At 57.0% G+C, this 23,454-nt stretch carries 18 protein-coding genes and 5 pseudogenes; 7 read left to right on the forward strand and 16 right to left on the reverse strand.

Going from position 1 to position 23,454, the window contains the following annotated elements; all coding sequences use genetic code 11:
- Positions 1-133: 133 nt before the first annotated feature.
- Positions 134-763: a two-component system response regulator NarL gene (gene narL / locus JNO11_RS14090; protein ID WP_010259976.1), complete on the forward strand. Its 630-nt coding sequence runs from the start codon at positions 134-136 to the stop codon at positions 761-763.
- Positions 764-931: 168 nt separating this feature from the next.
- Positions 932-4,048, forward strand: coding sequence for a multidrug efflux RND transporter permease AcrD (gene acrD / locus JNO11_RS14095; protein WP_033758593.1), 3,117 nt, complete (start codon positions 932-934; stop codon positions 4,046-4,048).
- Positions 4,049-4,153: 105 nt separating this feature from the next.
- On the opposite strand, the gene JNO11_RS14100 is transcribed toward acrD, so the two are convergent.
- Positions 4,154-4,345: a hypothetical protein gene (locus JNO11_RS14100; protein ID WP_010259981.1), complete on the reverse strand. Its 192-nt coding sequence runs from the start codon at positions 4,343-4,345 to the stop codon at positions 4,154-4,156.
- Positions 4,346-4,629: 284 nt separating this feature from the next.
- Here JNO11_RS14100 and JNO11_RS14105 point away from each other — a divergent pair, with 284 nt between their 5' ends.
- The 3 genes from JNO11_RS14105 to JNO11_RS14115 are packed head-to-tail and all read left to right on the forward strand — an operon-like array spanning position 4,630 to position 6,338.
- On the forward strand, positions 4,630-4,998 hold the full coding sequence (locus JNO11_RS14105) for an ArsC family reductase (RefSeq protein ID WP_325177435.1): 369 nt from the start codon (positions 4,630-4,632) through the stop codon (positions 4,996-4,998).
- Between the two features lies 1 nt (position 4,999).
- Positions 5,000-6,127 carry a succinyl-diaminopimelate desuccinylase gene (gene dapE / locus JNO11_RS14110; RefSeq protein WP_010671351.1) on the forward strand — a complete coding sequence of 376 codons (1,128 nt, stop codon included), beginning with the start codon at positions 5,000-5,002 and terminating at the stop codon, positions 6,125-6,127.
- A gap of 22 nt (positions 6,128-6,149) precedes the next feature.
- The gene (locus JNO11_RS14115; RefSeq protein WP_003848800.1) at positions 6,150-6,338 is read left to right on the forward strand and encodes a YpfN family protein; all 189 of its coding nucleotides are present in this window, start codon (positions 6,150-6,152) and stop codon (positions 6,336-6,338) included.
- Between the two features lie 32 nt (positions 6,339-6,370).
- Here the strand turns inward: JNO11_RS14115 and ypfH are convergent, their stop codons facing one another.
- The 6 genes and pseudogenes from ypfH to dapA all read right to left on the reverse strand — a co-directional run bounded on the left by ypfH (position 6,371) and on the right by dapA (position 12,913).
- Entirely contained in the window at positions 6,371-7,051 is a 681-nt protein-coding gene (ypfH, locus tag JNO11_RS14120) for an esterase (RefSeq protein WP_010671350.1), read from the reverse strand.
- 73 nt (positions 7,052-7,124) lie between these two features.
- Positions 7,125-9,132, reverse strand: a pseudogene (locus tag JNO11_RS14125) (GNAT family N-acetyltransferase).
- Positions 9,132-9,998 (reverse strand): neutral zinc metallopeptidase, encoded by an 867-nt coding sequence (locus JNO11_RS14130; RefSeq protein WP_010259999.1) that lies wholly within the window; start codon positions 9,996-9,998, stop codon positions 9,132-9,134. Before JNO11_RS14130 ends, JNO11_RS14125 begins: the two are co-directional and overlap by 1 nt.
- 130 nt (positions 9,999-10,128) lie before the next feature.
- Positions 10,129-10,842 carry a phosphoribosylaminoimidazolesuccinocarboxamide synthase gene (gene purC / locus JNO11_RS14135; RefSeq protein ID WP_010260002.1) on the reverse strand — a complete coding sequence of 238 codons (714 nt, stop codon included), beginning with the start codon at positions 10,840-10,842 and terminating at the stop codon, positions 10,129-10,131.
- Positions 10,843-10,988: 146 nt separating this feature from the next.
- On the reverse strand, positions 10,989-12,020 hold the full coding sequence (bamC, locus tag JNO11_RS14140) for an outer membrane protein assembly factor BamC (RefSeq protein ID WP_325177436.1): 1,032 nt from the start codon (positions 12,018-12,020) through the stop codon (positions 10,989-10,991).
- A gap of 14 nt (positions 12,021-12,034) precedes the next feature.
- Positions 12,035-12,913, reverse strand: a complete 879-nt coding sequence (gene dapA, locus JNO11_RS14145) for a 4-hydroxy-tetrahydrodipicolinate synthase (protein WP_010260008.1) — start codon at positions 12,911-12,913, stop codon at positions 12,035-12,037.
- 143 nt (positions 12,914-13,056) lie between these two features.
- Between dapA and JNO11_RS14150 the strand changes: the two genes are divergently transcribed.
- On the forward strand, positions 13,057-13,638 hold the full coding sequence (locus JNO11_RS14150; RefSeq protein WP_010260011.1) for a glycine cleavage system transcriptional repressor: 582 nt from the start codon (positions 13,057-13,059) through the stop codon (positions 13,636-13,638).
- A 157-nt stretch (positions 13,639-13,795) separates the two neighbouring features.
- Positions 13,796-14,263 (forward strand): thioredoxin-dependent thiol peroxidase, encoded by a 468-nt coding sequence (gene bcp / locus JNO11_RS14155; RefSeq protein WP_010260016.1) that lies wholly within the window; start codon positions 13,796-13,798, stop codon positions 14,261-14,263.
- A 99-nt stretch (positions 14,264-14,362) separates the two neighbouring features.
- Here the strand turns inward: bcp and JNO11_RS14160 are convergent, their stop codons facing one another.
- The 9 genes and pseudogenes from JNO11_RS14160 to JNO11_RS14200 all read right to left on the reverse strand — a co-directional run bounded on the left by JNO11_RS14160 (position 14,363) and on the right by JNO11_RS14200 (position 23,005).
- On the reverse strand, positions 14,363-15,928 hold the full coding sequence (locus tag JNO11_RS14160) for a sensor domain-containing diguanylate cyclase (RefSeq protein ID WP_010260020.1): 1,566 nt from the start codon (positions 15,926-15,928) through the stop codon (positions 14,363-14,365).
- A gap of 161 nt (positions 15,929-16,089) precedes the next feature.
- Positions 16,090-16,922: pseudogene (locus JNO11_RS14165) on the reverse strand (phosphodiesterase).
- 10 nt (positions 16,923-16,932) lie between these two features.
- Complete coding sequence (locus JNO11_RS14170) at positions 16,933-17,916, reverse strand: ABC transporter ATP-binding protein (protein ID WP_325177437.1); 984 nt, start codon at positions 17,914-17,916, stop codon at positions 16,933-16,935.
- Positions 17,913-18,729, reverse strand: a pseudogene (locus JNO11_RS14175) (ABC transporter permease). Before JNO11_RS14175 ends, JNO11_RS14170 begins: the two are co-directional and overlap by 4 nt.
- A pseudogene (locus JNO11_RS14180) lies at positions 18,726-19,602 on the reverse strand (ABC transporter permease). The pseudogenes JNO11_RS14175 and JNO11_RS14180 overlap by 4 nt, the downstream one beginning before the upstream one ends.
- Positions 19,602-20,625: pseudogene (locus tag JNO11_RS14185) on the reverse strand (ABC transporter substrate-binding protein). The pseudogenes JNO11_RS14180 and JNO11_RS14185 overlap by 1 nt, the downstream one beginning before the upstream one ends.
- The gene (locus tag JNO11_RS14190; RefSeq protein ID WP_325177438.1) at positions 20,609-21,634 is read right to left on the reverse strand and encodes a substrate-binding domain-containing protein; all 1,026 of its coding nucleotides are present in this window, start codon (positions 21,632-21,634) and stop codon (positions 20,609-20,611) included. Before JNO11_RS14190 ends, JNO11_RS14185 begins: the two are co-directional and overlap by 17 nt.
- A gap of 125 nt (positions 21,635-21,759) precedes the next feature.
- On the reverse strand, positions 21,760-22,368 hold the full coding sequence (locus JNO11_RS14195) for a DsrE family protein (RefSeq protein ID WP_010671341.1): 609 nt from the start codon (positions 22,366-22,368) through the stop codon (positions 21,760-21,762).
- Positions 22,369-22,399: 31 nt separating this feature from the next.
- On the reverse strand, positions 22,400-23,005 hold the full coding sequence (locus tag JNO11_RS14200) for a DsrE family protein (protein WP_010671340.1): 606 nt from the start codon (positions 23,003-23,005) through the stop codon (positions 22,400-22,402).
- Positions 23,006-23,454 lie beyond the last annotated feature (449 nt).

The raw sequence follows: 23,454 nt of genomic DNA on the forward strand, positions 1-23,454 counted from the left end.
CCAGACCTAATCTTAATTCATTAAAATAATCTATCGGTTTGCGACCGCGGGCTATTCGATACAGAACAGGGTGTTGTCCCTGAACAATACCGTCTGATCTGCCGCAGTCTGAAACCTATGAAACGGAGAAAATATGCAACAGCCCGCATTAACATTGATGATTGTGGATGACCACCCGCTGATGCGCCGCGGTGTCCGTCAGCTGCTGGCGCTGGATCCCCGGCTGGAGGTGATCGCCGAAGCCAGCAACGGCACTGAAGCGCTGGCGGAGGCCCGCCATCAGGAACCGGACATCATTCTGCTCGACCTGAATATGAAAGGCATGTCCGGACTGGATACGCTGAAGGCGCTGCGCCATGAAGGGATCAGTTCGCGCATTCTGGTGCTGACCGTTTCTGACGCCCGCAGCGATATTTTTGCCATGGTGGATGCCGGTGCTGACGGCTATCTGCTCAAGGACAGCGAGCCGGAGGTCCTGCTGGCGCATATCCTGCAGGCATCGCGGGGCGAAAAGGTCTTCAGCGAGGGCGTCACCCGCTATCTGGCTAATCGCCAGCACAGTGCCGATCCTCTGCGTCAGCTCACCGAGCGCGAACGGGATGTGCTGCAGGAGGTGGCGCGTGGCCTGTCGAATAAAGAGGTTGCCGCTATTCTGCATATCTCTGAAGAGACGGTAAAAGTGCACATTCGTAACCTGTTGCGGAAACTGGATGTCCGCTCACGCGTCGCCGCCACGGTGATGTGGCTTGAAAGCCGCAAATAGCCAACGAATTTACATTTTCTCCTCAATTTCTCCACGATTTCCCCCCGCTGCCGCACGTAGAGTAAACGGCGGCGGAGAAACGTGGCAAAGACCCGCCGAGTTTCCTGCCAGAGCGCCCGTTGCTGGTGGGCCTGACCAACGATAAAAGTAGTGAGGAGTGTCGATTTAATGTCGAATTTCTTTATCGACCGCCCTATCTTTGCCTGGGTTCTGGCGATTCTGCTGTGCCTGTGTGGCACGCTTTCGATTATTTCGCTGCCTATTGAACAGTACCCCGATCTGGCACCGCCCAACGTGCGCATCACCGCTAACTATCCGGGCGCATCCGCCCAGACGCTGGAAAACACCGTTACCCAGGTGATCGAGCAGAACATGACCGGCATCGATAATCTGATGTACATGTCCTCTAACAGCAGCAACACCGGCCAGGCACAGATCACCCTCACCTTTACCGCCGGGACCAATCCCGATGAAGCCCGTCAGCAGGTACAGAATCAGCTGCAATCCGCACTGCGCAAATTGCCACAGGCAGTGCAGTCGCAGGGTGTGACCGTCAATAAAACCGGTGACAGTAATATTCTGATGGTGGCATTCGTTTCAACCGACGGCAGCATGGATAAGCAGGATATTTCAGACTATGTCGCCAGTAATATTCAGGATCCGCTAAGCCGTATTGATGGCGTCGGCCAGGTTGACGCTTACGGCTCGCAATATGCGATGCGTATCTGGCTCGATCCCAATAAACTGATCGCCTATTCGCTGACCACGGAAGATGTGGTCAGTGCGATCCAGTCGCAGAACACCCAGGTTGCCGTGGGTCAGGTGGGTGGCCTGCCGTCGGTAGAGAAACAGGCGCTTAACGCTACGGTCAACGCCCAGTCGATGCTGCAGACCCCTGAGCAGTTCCGGGCGATTACCCTGAAGAACAATCCCGATGGTTCGGTGGTGACGCTGGGCGATGTCGCCAGCGTGGCGCTGGGCGCTGAGAAGTATGATTATCTGAGTCGTTACAATGGCCAGCCCGCGTCAGGCCTGGGGGTGAAGCTGGCATCCGGTGCCAACGAGATGAACACCGATAAGCTGGTGCGGGCGCGCATTGAGGAGCTGTCCCACTACTTCCCGCACGGTCTGGAAGCAAAAATCGCCTATGAAACCTCCCCTTTCGTTAAAGCGTCAATCACCGATGTGGTGAAGACGCTGCTGGAGGCGATTGTGCTGGTATTTGGCGTGATGTACCTGTTTATGCAGAACTTCCGCGCCACCTTAATTCCTACTATTGCAGTGCCGGTGGTACTGTTCGGCACCTTCAGCGTGCTCTATGCCTGCGGGTTCAGCATCAATACCCTGACCATGTTTGCCATGGTGCTGGCAATCGGGCTGCTGGTGGATGATGCCATCGTGGTGGTGGAAAACGTTGAACGTATCATGCATGAAGAGGGACTCTCGCCGCGTGCCGCCACCCGAAAATCGATGGGCCAGATTCAGGGCGCGCTGGTGGGTATCGCGCTGGTGCTCTCTGCGGTGTTTGTGCCGATGGCGTTTTTCGGCGGCACCGTCGGCGCCATCTACCGTCAGTTCTCAATTACCATTGTGTCGGCGATGGTGCTGTCGGTGCTGGTGGCGATGATCCTGACACCGGCGCTCTGTGCCACGCTGCTCAAACCCGTTTCACAGGGCGAGCAGCCTGAGCGTCGCGGCTTCTTCGGCTGGTTCAATCGTCACTTTAATCGCAATGCTGACCGCTACGAGCGCGGGGTCGCGGGTATCCTGCGCAAGGGCGGTCGCTGGCTGCTGCTCTATCTCGGCATCATCGGCCTGATGGCCTTTCTGTTTCTGCGTCTGCCGACGTCGTTTCTGCCGCTGGAAGATCGCGGCGTATTCCTGACGCAGGTTCAGCTTCCGGCAGGCGCGACGCTTGAGCAAACTGCCAGCGTCGTCGCCAAAGTTGAAAACTATTATCTCACCGAGGAGAAAGCCAATGTGCTGTCGGTCTTCTCCACCATCGGCGCAGGTCCGGGCGGCAATGGACAAAACGTGGCGCGTCTGTTTGTGCGGCTTAAAGACTGGGAAGCGCGGCCCGGTGCCGATCGCACCTCGTTCGCGATTATCGAGCGCGCGACGAAGGCATTTCAGAAGATCAAAGAGGGCCGGGTGATTGCCAGCAGCCCGCCAGCCATCACCGGCATGGGCAGCAGCTCCGGCTTTGACCTGCAACTGCAGGATCACGCGGGCGTCGGTCATACCCAACTGATGGCGATGCGTGACAAACTGCTGGAGATGGCGGGCAATGACAACGCGCTGTCGCGGGTACGGCACAATGGACTGGATGACAGCCCGCAGCTGCAGATCGATGTTGATGCACGTAAAGCGCAGGCGCTGGGCGTGTCGCTGGATACCATCAACGACACCCTGACCACCGCGTGGGGCTCCAGCTACGTGAATGACTTCCTGGATCGTGGCCGGGTGAAGAAGGTCTATGTGCAGGCTGCCGCTGAATTCCGCATGCTGCCAGACGACATCAACAAATGGTACGTGCGCAATAGCAGCGGCAAAATGGTGCCCTTCTCCGCGTTTGCCACCAGCCGCTGGGAGACCGGTTCCCCACGTCTTGAACGCTACAACGGCTATTCATCGCTGGAGATTGTCGGCGAAGCGGCCAGTGGCGTCAGCAGTGGCACGGCGATGGATGAGATGGAAAAACTGGTTAATGCCCTGCCCCTGGGCGTCGGGTTCCAGTGGACCGGTGCCTCTTATCAGGAGCGGCTCTCCGGTTCGCAGGCGCCGGCACTTTATGCGATTTCGCTGCTGGTGGTCTTTCTCTGCCTTGCCGCGCTGTATGAAAGCTGGTCGATCCCGTTCTCGGTGATGCTGGTAGTGCCGCTGGGCGTGGTCGGGGCGCTAATCGCCACCTGGATGCGTGGGCTGGAAAATGACGTCTATTTCCAGGTTGGCCTGCTGACGGTAGTGGGGTTATCCGCCAAAAACGCCATCCTGATTGTAGAATTTGCTAATGAGATCAACAGCCGTGGACGCGAGCTGGTGGAATCTACGCTGGAGGCATCGCGTCAGCGCCTGCGGCCGATTCTGATGACCTCGCTGGCCTTTATCTTTGGTGTACTGCCCATGGCGATCAGCAGCGGAGCGGGCTCCGGCAGCCAGCATGCCGTGGGAACCGGTGTGATGGGCGGAATGATCTCTGCCACACTGCTGGCGATCTTTTTTGTGCCGCTGTTCTTTGTGCTGGTACGCCGCCGCTTCCCGCTCAAAGAGAAGCCGCTCGACTAAGTAGAGGCGCAAATAAAAAGCGGTCACTGATATCAGTGGCCGCCTTATTTCTGTGTGTGGTAAGAATTCCAGCAAGCGGGATTAACCTGCTTTTTTCTTCGCGCGTTACTTGTTGCGTAACATCGCTTCGATAAATTCTTTCCAGGTTCCCATTTCGGTGTCAATCATAATGCCCTCTCTTATTGTGCTGGCAATGTTACGCTCTTTTTTTATACAGGTGAATACGTTTACACCTGTTATATCTATCGGCATACGCCATAAAAACATGAATGTTGCTGGTTTTGCAAGCTGACGCACACTTCAGCAACTCCTTAACCCCGTTGAAAATAATTTATTTTAAACCCAGCGGTAGACTATTTTATCAACATGGCGAAATTCCTAAGCTCTTATTGATAAGCAGGGTAATGGTTAGCTGCGAAATTGATAGCGTTTACCCGATGCCGGACGATGACCTTGCTGCCGTGCTCTGTGGCCCGATTCCCGCGCCTGTGCAGATGCCGCAACGGATCACACTATGGTAAACTCGCACTTTGGCTGCTTTTTTCAGCTTTCACTTCTCACAGGACAATAAGGATCGGGCAATGAGCACGCAGTGGGTGATGTTCGGGATTAAAAATTGCGACACCATAAAAAAAGCCCGGCGCTTTTTAACAGACGCAGGCGTTGACTATCACTTCCACGACTACCGTGCGGATGGCCTGAACGATGTCCTGCTGCAGGAGTTTATCGATGCACTGGGTTATCAGGCTCTGCTTAACACCCGGGGCACCACCTGGCGTAAAATGCCTGAGAGTGATCGCGACGCGGTTACCGATGCCAGCAGCGCCAAAGCGCTGATGCTGGCGCATCCCGCCATGATTAAGCGTCCGCTGTTGCGCGCCCCGGATGGCTCCCTGCTCGCCGGTTTCAGCGAAGCCACCTATCAGAATGCTATCCAGGAGAAGTCATAATATGTTTTGCCCGGTCATTGAGCTGACGCAGCAGCTTATTCGTCGCCCCTCTCTCAGCCCCGATGATGCCGGATGTCAGGCTCTGCTGATCGCCCGTCTTGAAGCCATTGGCTTTAAGATTGAAACGATGAACATCGACGACACCCTGAATTTCTGGGCCACCCGTGGCGAAGGTGAAACGCTGGCGTTTGCCGGTCACACCGATGTGGTGCCGCCTGGCGATGCCAGCCGCTGGATTAATCCGCCGTTTGAACCCACCATCCGCGACGGCATGCTGTTCGGTCGCGGCGCGGCCGACATGAAAGGATCGCTGGCGGCAATGGTGGTGGCTGCCGAACGTTTTGTTGCAGTGCGTCCCAATCACCGAGGGCGACTCGCCTTTATGATTACCTCTGATGAAGAGGCCAGCGGGGCCAACGGCACGGTTAAAGTGGTTGAGCGGCTGATGGCGCGCCGCGAACGGCTCGACTATTGCCTGGTCGGCGAGCCCTCCAGCACGGAAGTGGTAGGTGATGTGGTGAAAAATGGCCGTCGCGGCTCAATCACCGCTAACCTGATGGTGCATGGCGTGCAGGGCCACGTCGCCTATCCGCATCTGGCGGATAACCCGGTTCACCGGGCGATGCCCGCGCTGAACGAGCTGGTCGCGACCGAGTGGGATCAGGGGAATGAGTTCTTTCCGGCGACCAGCATGCAGATTGCCAACGTCCAGGCGGGCACCGGCAGTAACAATGTGATCCCCGGCGAGCTGTTTGTGCAGTTTAACTTCCGCTTCAGCACCGAACTCACCGATGAGATGATTCGTCAGCGGGTCGCAGAGCTGCTGGATCGTCACCAGTTGCGTTACACCATTGAGTGGAAACTCTCTGGCCAGCCCTTCCTGACCACGCGCGGTAAGCTGGTTGATGCCGTCGTGAAAGCTGTAGCGCACTATAATGAAATTAAGCCGCAGCTGCTGACCACGGGCGGAACCTCCGATGGCCGCTTTATTGCCCGGATGGGTGCACAGGTGGTGGAACTGGGGCCAGTGAATGCCACCATTCATAAAATCAATGAGTGTGTGAAAGCCTCCGACCTGCAGATGCTGAGCCGGATGTACCAACGCATCATGGAACAACTGATCGCCTGACGGCGGTTCTAAGGAGCAGCAAATGGAATTTATTAAAGATTACTGGTGGATCCTGGTGATCCTGCTGATGGTTGGCGTGCTGATGAACGTTTATAAAGATCTGAAACGCATCGATCATAAAAAATTTATGGATAACAAACCTGACCTGCCGCCGCATCGTGATTTCAACGATAAATGGGATGACGACGACAACTGGCCGAAGAAGAAGTAAACGAAAAAGCCCCTGCTATGCAGGGGCTTTTTTTACATCATCACGATAACATCATCGTCACCCGGTTTTGCGCCGCTTAACGCCTCATCAAAGTAGCGTTTTGGCACCGTATAACGCAGATGATTCAGCGCCAGCTCCATGCTGCGGTGATCGATGGCGTGCTCCAGATCGTCAACGATATCCAGGGTAACGTCGCCACCGCAGGCGGTCAGCCGATGCTCCGCCTGCTGCGCATGGTGCAGCGGGACCTGCTCATCATAATCACCGTGGATCAGGTGGATGGTGGTGCGGGTACTGGCCTTCTCCGGCAGGGTAATAAACCGGCCATTAAACACCACCGCGCGGCCCGCCAGATCCGGATGCGCCTTAACCCCTTCCAGCACCATACTGCCGCCCTGCGAAAAGCCGATTAACGCTGTCGCTTCCGGCCGCACACCGCTCTTTTTTTGCCAGTGACGCACAGACCCAACAAACTGCGGCATGGCCGCATCAACCCGCTGCTGGACGGTCTGATCGTGCAGGTCGGTTTCGCCGAACCACTGACGACTCGCACCAGGCGAGCCGACGGACACCACCAGCGCGTCGGGAAACGTTCGGGCAAACCAGTTGCCAATCTCGCCCATTGAATCCGGGTTATCGCCAACGCCATGGTAGAGCAGAAACAGCTGTGCTGTGGTAGCAGGCTGTTGAACGATTACATATTTCAGTGTCATGTTGACCTCCTGTGTTCACTCTACGCCGCCTGGCATAAAATCATATGAGGATAATTTGAACCAGCTGGTCGAATTATTTCAACGGCAGGTGCAGCAAGGCTGCATCAACGCCCAGTGTCTGGAGGGCCGCTGCCGCCTGCTGACGCAGCGCTGCGACTAGCGCTTTGCGCCCGCTCACTCCCGCCTGCTGGGCCAGTTCGCCCAGGGCTGTGGGTGTGGCCACCGCCGCGGCCAGCAGCGGTACAGAGGCTGAACTGGCCTGCACCAGACGCTGCAACACCGGCAGGCTCGCTTCCAGTGGCCGCTGCGCCCAGGCAAAACCCGCCGCCAGACGAATATCCTGCGCGGTCAATCCGTCGTCAGTAACCTGATCAAACTGCAGTTCCAGTGCGATATGCTGGCGCAACAGCGGCCAGTCACGCGCCAGCTGTTCTGCCGCGCGGTGTTGCAATGCCTCACCCGCAGCAGAACAGGGCAACATAGCCATCGCCGCGTAGCAGCCGCTGCTGGCTTCGCGCTGACTGCCAATCCGCACCAGGCTAAAGCCACAGGCGCGCCAGAACGCCCAGAGAGATTCAGTGTAGCCGAAGCTGACGGAGAGGTAGTCATATCCGGCTGCCGCACTGGCCGCTGCCGCAACCAGCTGCTGTCCGGTTCCCAGACGACGTCGCTCCGCCGCCACGGCAATACGGCTGATGCGCAGCGAGCGCAATGTCGCCGCCTCAGCCAGACCAGCGTGGGCTGCCAGCGACTGTGCCACCAGATTCCCGCGAGGTCGCCGGGTGCCCGCCCAGACCGCCTGTGCCAGTGCAGGTTCAAGACCGCCCTCTTCCACCAGCCAGAGCGCACCCTGTAACGCCGACGCGTCGCCGGCCCGCCACAGCTGCATGCCCGGAGCATCCAGCAGGCGGCGCAGATCAAGTGGTGAGGTACGATAGTGTGCACTGGTCAGCAGACGATACGCGGCCTCCAGCGCGCTGAAATCGTGGCGCTCAACACGATGAGGCGTTACAGGGCAATCGGGTGCGGGTGCGGTCGCGGCGGCATCGTCAAACAGCAGCGCCTGGTTCAGCCACTGCTCCAGCGGATCGAAACGCGACCAGCGCAGCGGCTCATCGAGCGTAAAATAGTGTGCATCAGGAAGCCCGGCGCAGAATTTAAGGATAAACCCTCGCCCGCTTCCTTCGTAGCCCTGTACGGTGGTGGTGAGCAATACGCGGGGATATCGACTGACCAGCGCCTGAAGCAGCGGTGCCGGGATCGCCGCCGCTTCATCCACAATCAGCCATTCCGCCTGCGGTGGCGTCTCCAGCGCCAGCAGCGCATCGGGTGCCATAAAGTGAAAAGCGTCAGCGGCGAAGGTGCTCAGCACCTCCGTTGAGGCTTTGGCCGGAGCCGTCACCAGACAATGTCCGTTCAATCGCGCCAGCATACCCGCCAGCGCCGATTTACCGCGTCCGCGGGGCGCGGTCAGCACGGCAACCCCCCGATGGCAGCCTCATCAGCTGATCGAGTATCGCCTGCTGCTGCTGCGGTGCCTGACAGTGCCACTGCGGCCAGTCCGGCTGCGCCGGAAACCGGCATGGCTGATGCTGCCGCTCCAGCAGCACCTGGTCATCCGCTAATATCAGCTGTTGCAGGTGGTGAACAAAATAAGGGGTGGCGATGGGTTCAGCGACATCGGCCCAGCGCAGGCTGTCGCTGTCAGGCTGCTGCGCCCACTGTTCCCAGGGCGGCACCAGCAGTAACAGCCAGCTACCGGCGGTGAGCGTGCCAGCCAGCGCAGCGAAAGCGTCGGCATGAAAGCCCTGACGGGCGTCAAACAGAGCATGACGAAATTCACGGCCAAGCAGCGTGCGCACCGCAGCAGGCTGTTTGTGCAGGACCGGCGTTTTATACTGACCCGGCCCTTTATCCGAAGCAGAGAACAGCGGTTCCGGGCTCAACGCCAGCCAGTCGCCGGTCAGCGTTTCACGCCACGCCGCAGCCCGTAGTAAACACCAGGCCGGGTCGCCGCTGATCACCGCCAGACGACGCACACCGGCCTGCTGCATAAGCTGCGTAAGAGGCTGCAGACTCATCAGTTGCTGGCGAAGGTGTTGCACTGTCCTGGATTGCCACCATCAAACCCGCGCTTGAACCAGGTGTAGCGCTGCTCAGACGTGCCGTGGGTGAAGCTGTCCGGCACTACGCGGCCCTGACCTTTCTGCTGCAGGCGGTCATCGCCAATTGCCTCGGCGGCATTCAGCGCTTCCTGCAGATCGCCCGCTTCAAGGATATTTTCCTGCTGCATATAGTGTCCCCAGACACCGGCAAAACAGTCCGCCTGCAGTTCCATTTTGACGGAGAGCTGATTAACCTGCGTCTGGCTGGCACCCTGCTGCATTTCACGCACTTTCGGTTCAATACCCAGTAGTTTCTGGACATGGTGACCAACTTCATGCGCGACGACGTAGCCCTGGGCGAAGTCACCGTCCGCGCCAAGTTTGGTTTTCATCTCGTCATAAAAAGAGAGGTCGATGTAGACGGTCTGATCGGCAGGACAGTAGAACGGCCCCATGACTGACTGTCCGGTACCACAGCCGGTGCGGGTTGCGCCGCGATACATCACCAGCTTCGGTGCCACATACTGTTTGTTCATCTGCTGGAACAGTTTGCCCCAGGTATCTTCCGTGGTGGCCAGGATCACCTTCGTGAATTTCGCAGCCTCATCATCATTGGCGCTGACGCTGCGCTGTTGCTGCTGGCTGGTCGGTGCAACTTCGCCGCCTGTCAGCAGTGCGGTCAGGTCGTAACCGTAATAACCCGCGATGGCCACGACAATCAGCAGCACAATACCGCCTTTACCGCGCGGCAGACGAATCTGGCGGCCTCCGCCGCCTAAACCGGACGATTGATCGCGACGGTCCTCTACATTGTCGCTTTCGCGACGCCCTTGCCAGCGCATGCTGTATTCCCTCAGTCATTTTTTCAGATGGCATGATTTTAGTTGTGTGAGGCAGCAATCACCAGCTTTACCCTGAAATGAAAAAAGGAGAGCCGGGGCTCTCCTTTTTCTTTCTGCGCGGCAGGCAAACTCAGTCGAGCTTCACGCCCAGCCGCTGTGCAACCGCTTCATAGGCTTCCACCACGCCGCCGAGGCTCTGGCGGAAACGGTCTTTATCCATTTTATCCAGCGTCTCTTTGTCCCACAGGCGCGCACCGTCTGGCGAAAACTCATCGCCCAGCGTCACTTCGCCGTTAAACAGACCAAACTCCAGTTTGAAGTCGACCAGAATCAGACCCGCATCGTCGAACAGTTTGCTCAGCACCTCGTTGGCTTTAAAGGTCAGCTCCTGCATCCGCGCCAGGTTCTGTTTGCTGACCCAGCCAAAGGTTTCGCAGTAGGATTCATTGACCATCGGGTCATGCTTTGCATCATCTTTCAGGAAAAGATCAAACAGCGGCGGATTGAGCACAATGCCCTCTTCCACGCCCAGACGTTTTACCAGCGAGCCTGCGGCGCGGTTACGTACCACGCACTCTACCGGCACCATCTCCAGCTTCTTCACCAGCGCTTCAGTATCTGACAGCAGCGCTTCCATCTGGGTCGGGATACCCGCTTCCTGCAATTTAGTCATGATAAAATGGTTAAACTTGTTGTTAACCATTCCCTTGCGATCAAATTGCTCGATTCGGGCGCCATCACCTGCTGACGTATCGTTGCGGAATTCGAGTATCAGCAGATCCGGGTTATCGGTGCTGTATACGGTTTTCGCTTTACCGCGATACAACTCAGCTCGCTTTTGCATCTTGTTCACTCCAGACTTGAAATAACGGGTGTTCAGCGGCCAGTGCCGCTGCGGCGATTGCCTTGACGCAATCGTTTACTTCGCCGCGCGCTATTATGCCAAAAACAAAATAAAAAAGGCCGGAGAATCTCCGGCCTTGGGCAACTTTATTTGTTCAGCGCCGCCTGGAACACGGCCACCAGCGCATCGTTCTGCGACTGGGTCAGCACATGCCCTTTCGGGTCGATGAATTGCAGACTGGTGCGGTTGTCGAGATCGCCGACCTGCACTTTGTAATCACCGTTTGGTAATTCCGGATCTTTCGAACCGACTGAATCCCAGTCGCTGCTGCTCAGTGACTTGTAGGTCACCTTCATGCTGCCAGTTGAGCGGGTCGTGTCGGTCACTTCCATCCCGACGCGTTTCATTGCATCAGGCAGACGCTGCCATGCCACGTTGTATGGCGTACGCAGGATCAGCAGTGGCAGGCCGGTATCATCTGCACCGCTCTGCACATCAATGGCCCCATTCACCCGACCAGAGGCCGCGTTTTCACTCGCCGTATCAATCTTGTCCATACCGGTGCTGATGTCATTCAGCATCTGCGCGGTGTAACGCTGGATCTGCACAGGTGAGGTAATGGTTTTACCATCCTGCTGCAGCTCCAGCAGACGAACGGTTAACTGCTGCTGATAGCTCTGCGACTGCACGCTGATCTGGTAGCGGCCACGATACTGCTGATCTTCATCAGCACGGTTCCACTGCACCCAGTCCGTCGTCAGCTGCTGGCCTGCGTCATTACGGGAAGCAATCGGGAATTTGTAAGACTGCACCACGTTGACGACCTGCGACCAGACTGAGCCGCGGCTGTTATCAATCATCAGCGCGCCGGTATTGTTGCTGAACTGTGCGCGGGTGCCGTTCATCAGCGCCAGCGGCTGGGCTGGCGGACGGATGTCGAGCTGCTTGCCGGTGGGTGCCTGACTGGTCGTGCGCGGCACGTCGAAATCACCACGCTGCACCGGCAGGATCATTCCGGCAGGCGCTTTCAGTTCATTTAACTGACTGGCTTCAAGATAAGATTCGTCACCGCTGACCTGGCGCTTATAACGCTGATCGCTTGAACAGGCCGACAACAGCATCAGGGTAGAAAGCCCCACCACTGTGGCTACTGTTGACCGCTTTACTGAGTAATTCATTCAAACTCCCTAAATTATCGCAAACCCGCTTTCACCAGCGCCTGCTCCACTTTCGGCTGGCCGGCTGCAGTCAGTGGCGTCATTGGCAGACGCAGCGTGTCGTTAGCGATTAATCCTAGCTGTTTCGCAGCCCATTTCACCGGGATAGGATTGGGTTCACAGAAAAGCGTCTGGTGCAGATGCATCAGACGCTGATTCAGGCGGCGTGCCTCGACGAAATTGCCCTGCTGTGCGAGTTGACACAGTTCGACCATTTCGCGCGCAGCCACGTTGGCCGTCACCGAAATAACGCCTTTACCGCCCAGTTGCATAAAGTCCAGCGCAGTTGCGTCATCGCCACTCACCAGAATGAAATCTTCATTAACCAGCTCTTGGATCTGACTAACCCGCGATAAGTTCCCGGTTGCCTCTTTGATTCCGATAATATTTTTGATTTCGGCCAGGCGGGCAACGGTTTCCGGCAGCATGTCACAACCGGTACGCGAAGGAACGTTATACAGCATCTGTGGCAGGCTGGTGCTATTCGCAATCGCTTTAAAGTGCTGGAACAGCCCTTCCTGCGTCGGGCGGTTATAATATGGGGTCACGGTCAGGCAACCCACAACGCCGGAATTTTCAAAACGCTTAGTCAGAGAGATGCCTTCAGCAGTGGCGTTTGCCCCGGTTCCGGCAATCACCGGAATACGGCCATCGGCCAGTTCCAGGGTCAGCATCACCACATCACCATGTTCTTCATGGCTCAGGGTAGCAGATTCGCCTGTGGTGCCGACGGAAACGATCGCCGCGGTGCCGCTGGCGACGTGATAATCAATCAGTTTTTTCAGACTCGACCGGCAGACATTACCGCTGTCATCCATTGGCGTAACGAGTGCAACAATACTTCCCGTAAACATTGGCGATCCCCTCGACAAACAAGTGCTTCATGGTACGTTTTACACTTAGGGAAAAGCAAGCCAGCCACGCCATTCCCGCGCTTGTCAGCAGTTTTTTTTATGTTTACCTTATGGTTATTAGCGAAAGCAGAGGAAAAGCCATTTTGCCGCAATCTCAGCCCCATCATCTGGTGATCACCGCGCTCGGTGTTGACCGTCCGGGTATCGTCAACACCATTACCCGACACGTCAGCAGCTGCGGTTGCAATATTGAAGATAGCCGTCTTGCCATGCTTGGGGATGAGTTCACCTTTATCATGCTGCTGTCGGGCAGCTGGAACGCGATCACACTGATTGAATCGACCCTGCCACTGAAAGGGGCAGAGCTGGAACTGCTGATCGTCATGAAGCGCACCAATGCCCGGCTCCGTCCGCCGATGCCCGACACCGCGTTCATTCAGGTTGAGGTGGCTGATTCGCCGCATATTATTGAACGCTTTACCGATCTTATCGATAAGCATCAGATGAATGTGGCCGAACTGGTGTCGCGCATCACGCCAGCGCAACACAATTTGCCACCTACGCTCTATATTCAAATGACCGCTCACAGTCCGACGCGAACCAGTGGCACCCCGTTTGAGCAGGCGTTTAATACCCTGTGTCAGGAGCTGAATGCTCAGGGAACGCTGCGCCTTTACAGTGTGTCAGATGCCGACAGCAGCGAATCTGTCAGCGCGGTACGCTAAGCTTTGGTCAATTAACCGGAGTTATTTCTCCACATTACTGCCACTGAAAGGTGACCGGCTATGTGGTGAAATACCCCCTGATGGTAATTTTCCCTCTGGCCGTTTCTGACCGGATGGTGTATTACCCACAGCCTGAATAAGAAAATGGAGAGATGTAATGAATCCACTGAAAGCCGGAGATACTGCACCCGCATTTAGCCTGCCCGATCAGGACGGCGAACACGTGAATCTGACCGACTTCCAGGGACAGCGCGTTCTGGTGTACTTTTACCCGAAAGCGATGACACCAGGCTGCACCGTGCAGGCGTGCGGTCTGCGTGACAACATGGATGAGTTGAAAAAAGCGGGCGTGGAAGTGCTGGGCATCAGCACCGACAAACCGGAAAAACTGTCAAAGTTTGTCGAAAAAGAGCTGCTGAACTTTACCCTGCTCTCCGATGAAAACCATGAAGTCTGCCAGGCGTTTGGCGTCTGGGGTGAAAAAACGTTTATGGGGAAAACCTATGACGGCATTCATCGCATCAGCTTCCTGATAGATGCCGAGGGCAGGATCGAAAAAGTGTTTGATAACTTCAAGACCTCGAATCACCACGACATGGTGCTGGATTACGTCAAGTCAGCCTGATGTTGAGGGGCGCGGTAGCCTTAACGCCGCGCCCTGCTTAGCTGCCTCTTCCCCGCCCGTTTTTATCCTGCCGTTGCGAAACACTGTGAGTTAACGCGATTACGCGGCGGCCACGATAACGCAGTTGCGCCCGGCATTTTTCGCTTCATAGAGCGCCGCATCCGCCTGTTTTAAACTGCCTTCCAGCCCGACATCCTGCGAACCATTCCATGCCGCGACGCCGATAGACAAGGTAATGCGACCCACGTCGGTGAGCCAGGCTTCTGCAATGCCCAGTCGCACGCGCTCGGCGATAATCTGCGCCTCATCCAGCGCCGTTCCCGGCAGCAGCATCAGAAACTCCTCTCCGCCGTTGCGGCACACCACATCAGACTGACGGGCGCTGGCACGCAGCGTGCTCGCCACCTGCTGAATCACCCGGTCGCCCACATCGTGGCCCCAGCTATCGTTGACGTTTTTAAAGTGATCGATATCCAGCGCCAGCACCGAGAAAGGCTGACGTAGCGTGCGGTAGTACTCCAGTACCGCATTAAGACCACGCCGATTCAGCAACTGAGTCAGGGGGTCGGTCTGGGCTTCCGAACTCAGACGACCGATTTTGTCCTGCACCAGTCCGATGCCGGTGAGTAGCGCGCGCTTGACCTGCGCCGCCTCAAAATACCAGGCACTGATGCCGCCAATCTCTTTTGATACGCCCTGCGCATCCATACGGCTGGCTTTGCGGGCCAGCTGGAACAGTGGTCGGGCAATCAGCCGTGCCAGCCCTAACGCAACCAGCAGGGTCAGCAGTGCGAACGGCACCGAGTTTTTCAGGACTTTCATTAACAGGCCTGAAAGCGGGTTCAGCGTGACGTTAATCGGCTTCAGCGCTACCACCGTCCAGCCGGTGGTCGGGACGACGGCATAGCCCGCCAGCTGCGTCGACTCACCTGCACCCGCAAGCATCAGCGAGCCATTGGTCTGCTCGTCACGCGGACTGACGATGGCGGGCAGAACTTTACCAATCAGCTGACGATTCTGGTGATACAACACCTCATTATTACTGTCGAGCACATAGACCGTGGTGCCATCACGGTAGAATTGTTCACCCAGTAGCGCATTCAGAATGCTTTTTTTCTTCAGATAGATCGTGCCGCCGATGTAGCCCAGATAGTCGCCATCGGGACTCCAGATTGGCCAGGAGACAAACACCAGCAGATTATTGGCTGCAGAAAGGGTCGGTTTACTGATGATCGGCTGCCGCAGCGTCAGCGCTTCGCGGGAGGCGTCGCTGGTGACACGCATCCCTTTCAGCGTCAGGGATTCGGGCGAGATCGCTTTGATCGCGCCCTGCTCATCCACCACGGCCACCGAGTTGAAACTGGTAGTCTGCTCACGCAGACGATTGACTTCGCTATTCAGCAGTCCTTCATTATTAAAGTCACGGCTTAGCTGATTGGCGCTGTAGTGCAACTGTGACTGCGCCAGCTGAAAAAAGATTTCACTGGTTGAGGCCAGCTTGGCGGCATAGGCCCGGTTAGCCTCAAGCGTGGTGTCAATCAGCACCTGGCGCTGCACCCGCCAGGTGGCGTAGAGCGTATTCGCGAGCGTGATAACAATGCTGACAATCACCAGCAGGGCGATCAGATTGCGCAAGTCGGCCTTGGGCCGAAAGAGCTTTAACATGGCGTCGCCGCCCCGGAGAAGAGTGTCATGTCGTGAATGCCTGATTATTTTTTTAATGTGTGCCAGAAGCCCTGATAGCCGGGCTTAAGTCTACACTGTGTCGGCATTTTTGAGCAGCATTAAGACAAATATCACCCCGCTTAATACAGATTTAGCTGGCACTAATCGATTAACCCCTGACTATCGTAAAATGGCCAGGGTCCCGAAAAGTGGCCAATCGCGCACTGATGCGTGACCATTCCCTGCACTGGCTGCCAGCAATGGAGCAAAAAGCCGGGCGGCTCCAGAATAAAGTGAGCCGGCCCCTCCGGATGCAGATCCAGAGCCACCTGATGCGACACGCCGGGTGCGACACAGGCTAGGGTTCCGGCAAAGCGGGTCTGCAGGCTGCGATGCAGATGACCACAAAGCACCCGCTCAACCTGCGGATGGCGGACAATGATCGCCTCAAGTGCCTCAGGATGGCGTAACCGTTGCCGATCCATATGCGCAATGCCACAGGCAAAAGGGGGGATGATGCAGCATCACCAGCGTGGGCTGATCCGCGGCCTCGCGCAGTGCCTGATCCAGCCATTGCAACTGCTGCTCATCCACCTCCCCCCCACGGCTGTTGCGGTACGCTGGAGTCCAGGGCCAGCAGCCTGACGCCGCCCACGCTAAGCTGCCAGTTCAGGGTTGGTCCCGCCTGCAGGTAGGTGTGATCCGGGAAGGCAGCACGCAGTGCCTCGCGATCGTCGTGATTGCCCGCCATCAGATAAAAGGGCAACTGGAGGCGCTGCAGGGCTTCGCGCAGCGTCTGATACTCTTCCGGCCTGCCAAAATCGACCAGGTCGCCGGTAATCACCACCACATCGGGGCGCGGCTGCAGCGCGTTAAGGGTATCGATAACCTGCAGTAAAGCGGCATGGGTATCGACCTGTTTATAAGAGAGACGACCAAAAGCCTTGATATGCAGATCGCTGATTTGCGCGATGACCGTGGGTTGAACAGACACAACAGACTCCTTAGCAACTAAATTCCAGCGCGGCCTGGCAGGTCAGCGACCAGCTGATGCGCTGTCCCGCCTGCCAGATTTCGCGGGCATGACGCTCGACCTGAATGGGGTTATCCAGCCCGATATCGATCAGTAAGCGCTGCGAGGCGCCAAGAAACGTACTGCTCACCACCACACCGCGCTGGGCATAGCGGGTGTCGTCGGCCAGCAGCACATCTTCCGGGCGGCAAAAACGCAGGGGATGACCGTCGGGATCGTGCGCAATGCAGTTTATGGCGCCCACAAAATCCGCCACAAAGCGGGAGGCCGGGCGCTGATAAATTCCCTGCGGAGTATCCAACTGCACCAGACGGCCCTGCTCCATCACCGCGATGCGATCGCCCAGCGCCATCGCCTCCTGCTGATCGTGGGTGACGTAAACCGCGGTGATCGCCAGCCGCTTGAGCAGCGCGCCGATCTCCAGCCGCAGCCGATCGCGCAGCCTGGCGTCAAGCGCCGCCAGCGGCTCATCGAACAACAGAACTTTAGGCCGGGCGGCCAGCGCACGTGCCAGCGCCACCCGCTGCTTCTGCCCGCCGGACAATTTATCAATCGCCCGGTGGGACAGATGTGTCAGGTCAACCAGTGCCAGCATCTCCGCGACCCGCGCATCACGCTCGGCACGTGGCACGCCCTGCACCTTCAGACCATAGGCGACGTTCTGCGCCACGTTGAGCGTCGGGAACAGCGCGTAGTTCTGAAACACCATGCCAACATTGCGTTTCTCAATCGGCAGCGCGGTGACGTTACGCTTGTCAAACCAGATCTCTCCCGGGGGATCGCTGCTATCCAGGCCGCTGATAATACGCAGCAGCGTGGTTTTGCCACAGCCTGACGGCCCCAGCAATACCAGTGTTTCACCGGCGTGAACCTGCAGGTCGAGCGGATGCAGCGCGACCTGCTGATTAAAGCGACGCGAGCAGTGGCGCAGCGTCACGTTGACGGCCTCATTCATACGGTTTCCTCTCTCTGCTGCCGCGAAGATTGCCGTTCCAGCCAGTGATTACAGGCGTTGAGCAACAGCAGCAGCGGTAAAATCATCATAATAAAGATCAGGGTATAGGCGGACCCGACTTCCAGCCGCATCGAGGTGTAGCTGTCGGCCAGACCGACCGGCAGGGTTTTGGTCAGTGGCGTGTGCAGCATCCAGGTAATGTTGAACTCCCCCCACCGACAGGGTGATCACCATAAATGCGCCCGCCAGAATGCCGTTGCGGCAGTTCGGGACGACCACGGTAAAGAAGCGGCGCCAGAAGCCCGCCCCCAGGCTGGCGGCGGCTTCTTCAAGGCGCGGCAGATCAATTGCCTGCATCACCGACAGCACCGGTCGGATCATAAAGGGCAAGGTAAAGAGCACATGGCCGATCAGGATGAAGAGCCAGCTGTCGCGCAACGCGCTGAACTGACCATAGAGCAGAATGATGCCCAGAGCGGTGGCGAGGCCCGGCAATGCGACTGGCAGCATCAGGCACTCCTCAATGCGGCTGGCCCAGCGTGACGGTGATTTCAGTAAGCCCCAGGCGGCCGGCACGCCAGCGATAACCGTCACCGCCAGACAACTCAGAGCGATCAGCAGCGACAGCCAGAAGGTGTCGGCATACATCTGCCACACCTGTTCCACCCACTTCAGCGTCAGGCCGCTGCGCAGGCCAGTGAAATAGTTCTGCGTGACGCCCGCCAGCATCGAGAGCACAACCGGCACAATCATAAACAGCGCGGTGAGGCTGGTGATCACCACCTGCAGCCAGAACAGCCCCCGGCGTTTCATGTCTTCTCCTTACGGCGGGCAGCCAGTCCGTTCGCCAGCATCAGCGCCAGCCAGGCTACCGCCCCCCATCACCACCGAAAGCGCCGCTGCGGTGGCAAAGTTGGCGTAATTAGTGAACTCGCCATAAATGGTCAGCGGCAGCACCGCGAGCTCTGTGCCAAGGGTAAATGCGGTGCCAAAGGCGCCCATGCTGGTGGCGAAACAGAGCGCGCCGCAGGAGAGCAGCGCCGGTTTCAGCCCAGGAATGATGACGTCAATGATGATGCGCCACTGGCTGGCACCCAGCGATCGGGCGGCCTCTTCCAGCGAACGGTCCAGCTTTTCACTGGCCGCCACCAGCGTCACGATGGCGCGCGGCAGCGAAAAATAGAGATAGCCAATAAATAAGCCGCTGAGCGAATAAGCAAGGACCCAGCGCTCATGAAACAGGCTGAGACTGAGTTGCGCCAGAACACCCTGACGCCCCGCCAGCATGACCATCAGAAATCCCACCACCACACCCGGAAAGGCCAGCGGAAAGGTCAGCAGCGCCAGCAGCGTGCCTCGCCCGGTAAAGCGCTGCCGTGCCAGAAAGCAGCCCACCACCGCAGCAATCAGCAGCGTCACCAGCGTGACCGCTGCCGAGAGCAGCACGGTATTCAGCAGGCTTTGCAGATATTGCGGCTGGCTGATTACCGTCCAGTAGCCGCTGTGGTGAGTTGTACGATCTTCCGTCATACCGATCTGCAACAGACGAGCAAACGGCAACAGCCAGAAGGCAGCAAAGAACAGCAGCGCAGGCAGCAGCATCCACGGCCAGTTTGCCCCCAGCGGCCGAAGGCGGTGGCGAACTGAGTCGCCAGCAGCAAACGGATTGATCTCTGAGAGTGACATCAGCGGATCTCGTTCAGATAACGGGCGGAGAAGCTCTTCTGCGCGTCGGCCATCTGCTGATAATCCACCGTGTGAGCGCGCGCATAGTCGCTGTCAGGCAGAAAATATTTCTTCGCTTCGGGTGACATCGCGCCCGCCCGGACCGGACGCAGCCAGGCATTAGCCCAGATCGCCTGACCGGCGTCTGACAGCACGAAATCGATCACTTTCTTACCGTTGGCCGGATGCGGCGCATTTTTCACCAGGCTGATGACGTAAGGCACCGTGACCGTCCCCTCGCTGGGGATCACAAATTCCACATTGGCGTGATCTTTGTAGCGGGCGCGATAGGCGTTGAAGTCGTAGTCGATCAGAATCGGGATTTCGCCTGAAATCAGCCGGGCATAGGCGGTCTGCTTAGGCACAATCGGCTGGTTGCGTTGCAGCGCTTTGAACCAGTTGATGGCCGGGGTGAAGTCACGAAGACTGCCGCCCTTCGCCTGGTTCACCGCGACGGCTGCAACGTAGCCCACAAAGGCGCTGGCCGGATCAAGATAACCCACCATGCCTTTATATTCCGGCTTCAGCAGATCATCCCAGGAACGCGGCACCGGCGCGCCACCCAGCGCATCAACATTGACCATAAAGCCCATGGTACCGGAGTGCAGCGCCATCCACTTGCCAGCAGGATCTTTCATGCCTGCCGGGATCTGATCCCAGTTTGCCGGTTTGTAAGCGCTGACCACGTCTGCGCTGACTGCCTGAATGCCGAAGCTGACGCCGTAATAGACCACGTCGGCGACCGGATTGCTTTTCTCGGCGACCAGCTGCGCCAGCGCCTGACCCGAATTTTTATTATCCTGCGGCACATGAATGCCCGTCGTTTTTTTCGATCGCCTGGAGCTGTGTCGCCCAGTCGGCCCACTCTGGCGGGCAGTTGTAGCAGATAGCATTTTCTGCCGCCTGCGCCCACGATGAGGCAAGCGTGCATCCGGCCAGCAGCGCAGCGCTGGCGATAGGTTTGAAGTTAACGGTGAATGACATGATGTTCCCCTGAAAAAGAGCCATGAAATGCCGGGGCGACACTCTCCCCGAGACGTAAATGATGAGCCAGCAGATGGGTTTTACCGCCGACGGGATTCAGAAGCAGGTCAATGGCGCGCGCGCCCATTAGCGCAATCGGCTGCACCACGCTGGCCAGTGAAGGTGAAAGCTGTTCGCCCAGCTCAATGCCATCGAAGCCGATCACGGAGAGCTGATTCGGAACGCTGACGCCGGCACGCGCAGCGGCACCCAGCAGGCTGATAGCCAGCAGATCGTTACTGCAAATCACCGCCGTCAGCGGCAAAGGTGCATTAATCAGCGGCAGCAACGGATGGAAATCGGACTGGATATGGCTGGGCATCTCAATCATCGCCTGCGGCGTCAGACCGGCCTGCTGCATGGCATCGCAGTAGCCGAGGTATCGCAGACGGGCGCGGTCAGATTGCTGCATAGGACCCGCAGCCATCACGATGTGGCGGTGGCCCAGTGACACCAGATGGGCGGTCGCTTCGGCAATGGCTTTGCGGTTATCTACGCACAGCGCGGGCCATTCGTGCTGTTGCGGTACGTTGTGGGTCAGCACGAAGGGCATCTTCGCCGCCGCCAGTGTCGGCAGCAGCGCACTGCTGTCGGCATCTGCCACCGTCAGTACCAGACCGGCGACACGCTGGTGCAGCATATGTTCGACAATGGCCGCTTCCCGCTTAGCCTGATAATCACTGGTTGCTACCAGCAGCCCATATCCCGCCAGACGAGCCTGCTGCTCCATCGCCTGTAACTGCATGGCAAAAACCGGATTGAGCAGTGAAGGCAACAGGACGCCAAGCGTGGTGGAGTGCTGGGTGCGGAGCTGACGGGCAATATGATTCGGACGGAAACCGATCTGTTCCGAGGCGGCAAGCACCTTTTGCAGCGTGCCCGGTTTTAGCAGATGAGGGTCAGAAAAGGCGCGCGCAACGGTTGCGCGGGAGACCCCTGCCAGTCTGGCTACGCTGATTAAATCGGTCATGACTGCCTTGTGTATTGTCGATGATATCGATCTCATTGCGACAACACTAGCGGCGTTCTATGACAGGGGCATCACAGGAATTTGACTGGCAGGTGACAGCGGCAGTGACGCCGCTGTGGGGGGAATTAAAGCATCAGGAAGGCGTAACCGCTGTTTTCCAGGGTCGCAACGGTGGTGCCGCTGGAGATGGTGTGAGTGACCATCGGGTCGATCCAGTTGCGCTCAAGCTGATGAAACGCCACTGACTGATCGCAGATAGTGACCTGAACGCCCGCTTTTTTCAGCTCGCTGATCAGCTTCAGGTTCGGGTTATCGACGCCGTAGGCTTTGCTGAACTGGTCATTATTCAGCGCTGATGAAACCGCGTCGCCGTTAATTGACACCACAAATTTCAGCTGGTCGAGTGGCACACCCGCCGCATAATAGAGGTTGGTGACGCGCGCTACGCGCTCCAGACCGAGATTCGGCTTACGAATATCCCCTTCACTGCGGTTGATCTGGAATACTATTTTATTACTCAGGCCCGCTGTCGTGCCGGGTTTAAATGCAGGCGTATCGACATAATGTATTTTGCCGTAGCCTTCAATCGCTGGCGTACTCCAGAAATCAGCAGGTTCGGATTTATTATCCGCCATTTTTCCGCTGACCTTATCGAATAATTCCGGCAACTGTAAAACATTGCCTCCGATAAATCCCGCTACGGCTGCCATCACCACTAAAGCTGCTGGACGCATTAACTCTTCTCCCGATCGTTTAAAACATCAATTACATTGCCAGCCACGCGTATCCCTGGTTTTGCAGGGTTGATACGGTGGTCGGACTGGAAAGCGCATGGACCACAGATTTATCAATCCAGTTATTGGGATAGTGATGGAATGCCACGGACTGATCGCAGACCGAGACTTTCACTCCCGCCTGATTCAGCTCATTAATCAGCTTCAGGTTTGGATTTTCGATGCCATAAAACTTTTTAAAATGGGCGTTATCCAGCATGGCGGGCGTCGCATCGCCGGTGACCGAAACAACAAACTTCAGCTGATCGGCCGGAATGCCGGAGGCGATATATAAATTCACCACGCGCGCCACACGCTCCAGTCCCAGATTGGGCGCGGTCATCGCGCCATCGCTTCGGGTAATCTGGAAAACAATTTTATTGCTCAGGCCCGCCACCGGTTTAAACGCGGCGTCGGGCTCATAATGAATTTTGCCGTAACCTTCAATCGCTGGTGTGCTCCAGAATCCCGGGGCTTCCTGTGGCTCGGTTGCAAAATGGCGTGTCACTTTGTCATAAATCTCGCCACTCTGTGTGACAGCCGCGCCAACGACTCCGCCAATAATGGCGATTAACGCGTATGAAACAACTGAACGCATAACACTTCTCTCCGGCAAATAATGTCTGGCAGATTCAGGACTGAATCAGGTCGGCTATCTATATCACAGCGCAGGCATAATTCTCGCCTGCGTAAATTCAGGTCAGCGCGCGGCTGATAACTGCTGAAATTATTCACCTTCCGTATTAATCGAAAAGTTTCATTATGAGGAAAAAAAGGTCTTAATTAGAATGGACCTGACTCTTTGTGCTCTTTTCACTTCCTGTGACATTAACAGCAATAAATAACAGCCAGGCGTAGCTGGAATAAGCAGGATAAAGGCGGGAGCTACGATTTAATTTATCAATGGCGAAGAGGAGATTCACGGCTCAGAGAGGGCTATTTTTTCAGAGTAGACCTGGAAAAACTCATGCCATAGTCAGTTTTTTTGAGTGAATTTACATAACTTTAAAAAAATCCGCTCACAGGCTAAATCTGCGCGGCAGCAGA

Origin of the sequence: Pantoea sp. 1B4 (genome assembly GCF_016925765.1) — a bacterium.
Classification (GTDB): domain Bacteria; phylum Pseudomonadota; class Gammaproteobacteria; order Enterobacterales; family Enterobacteriaceae; genus Pantoea; species Pantoea agglomerans.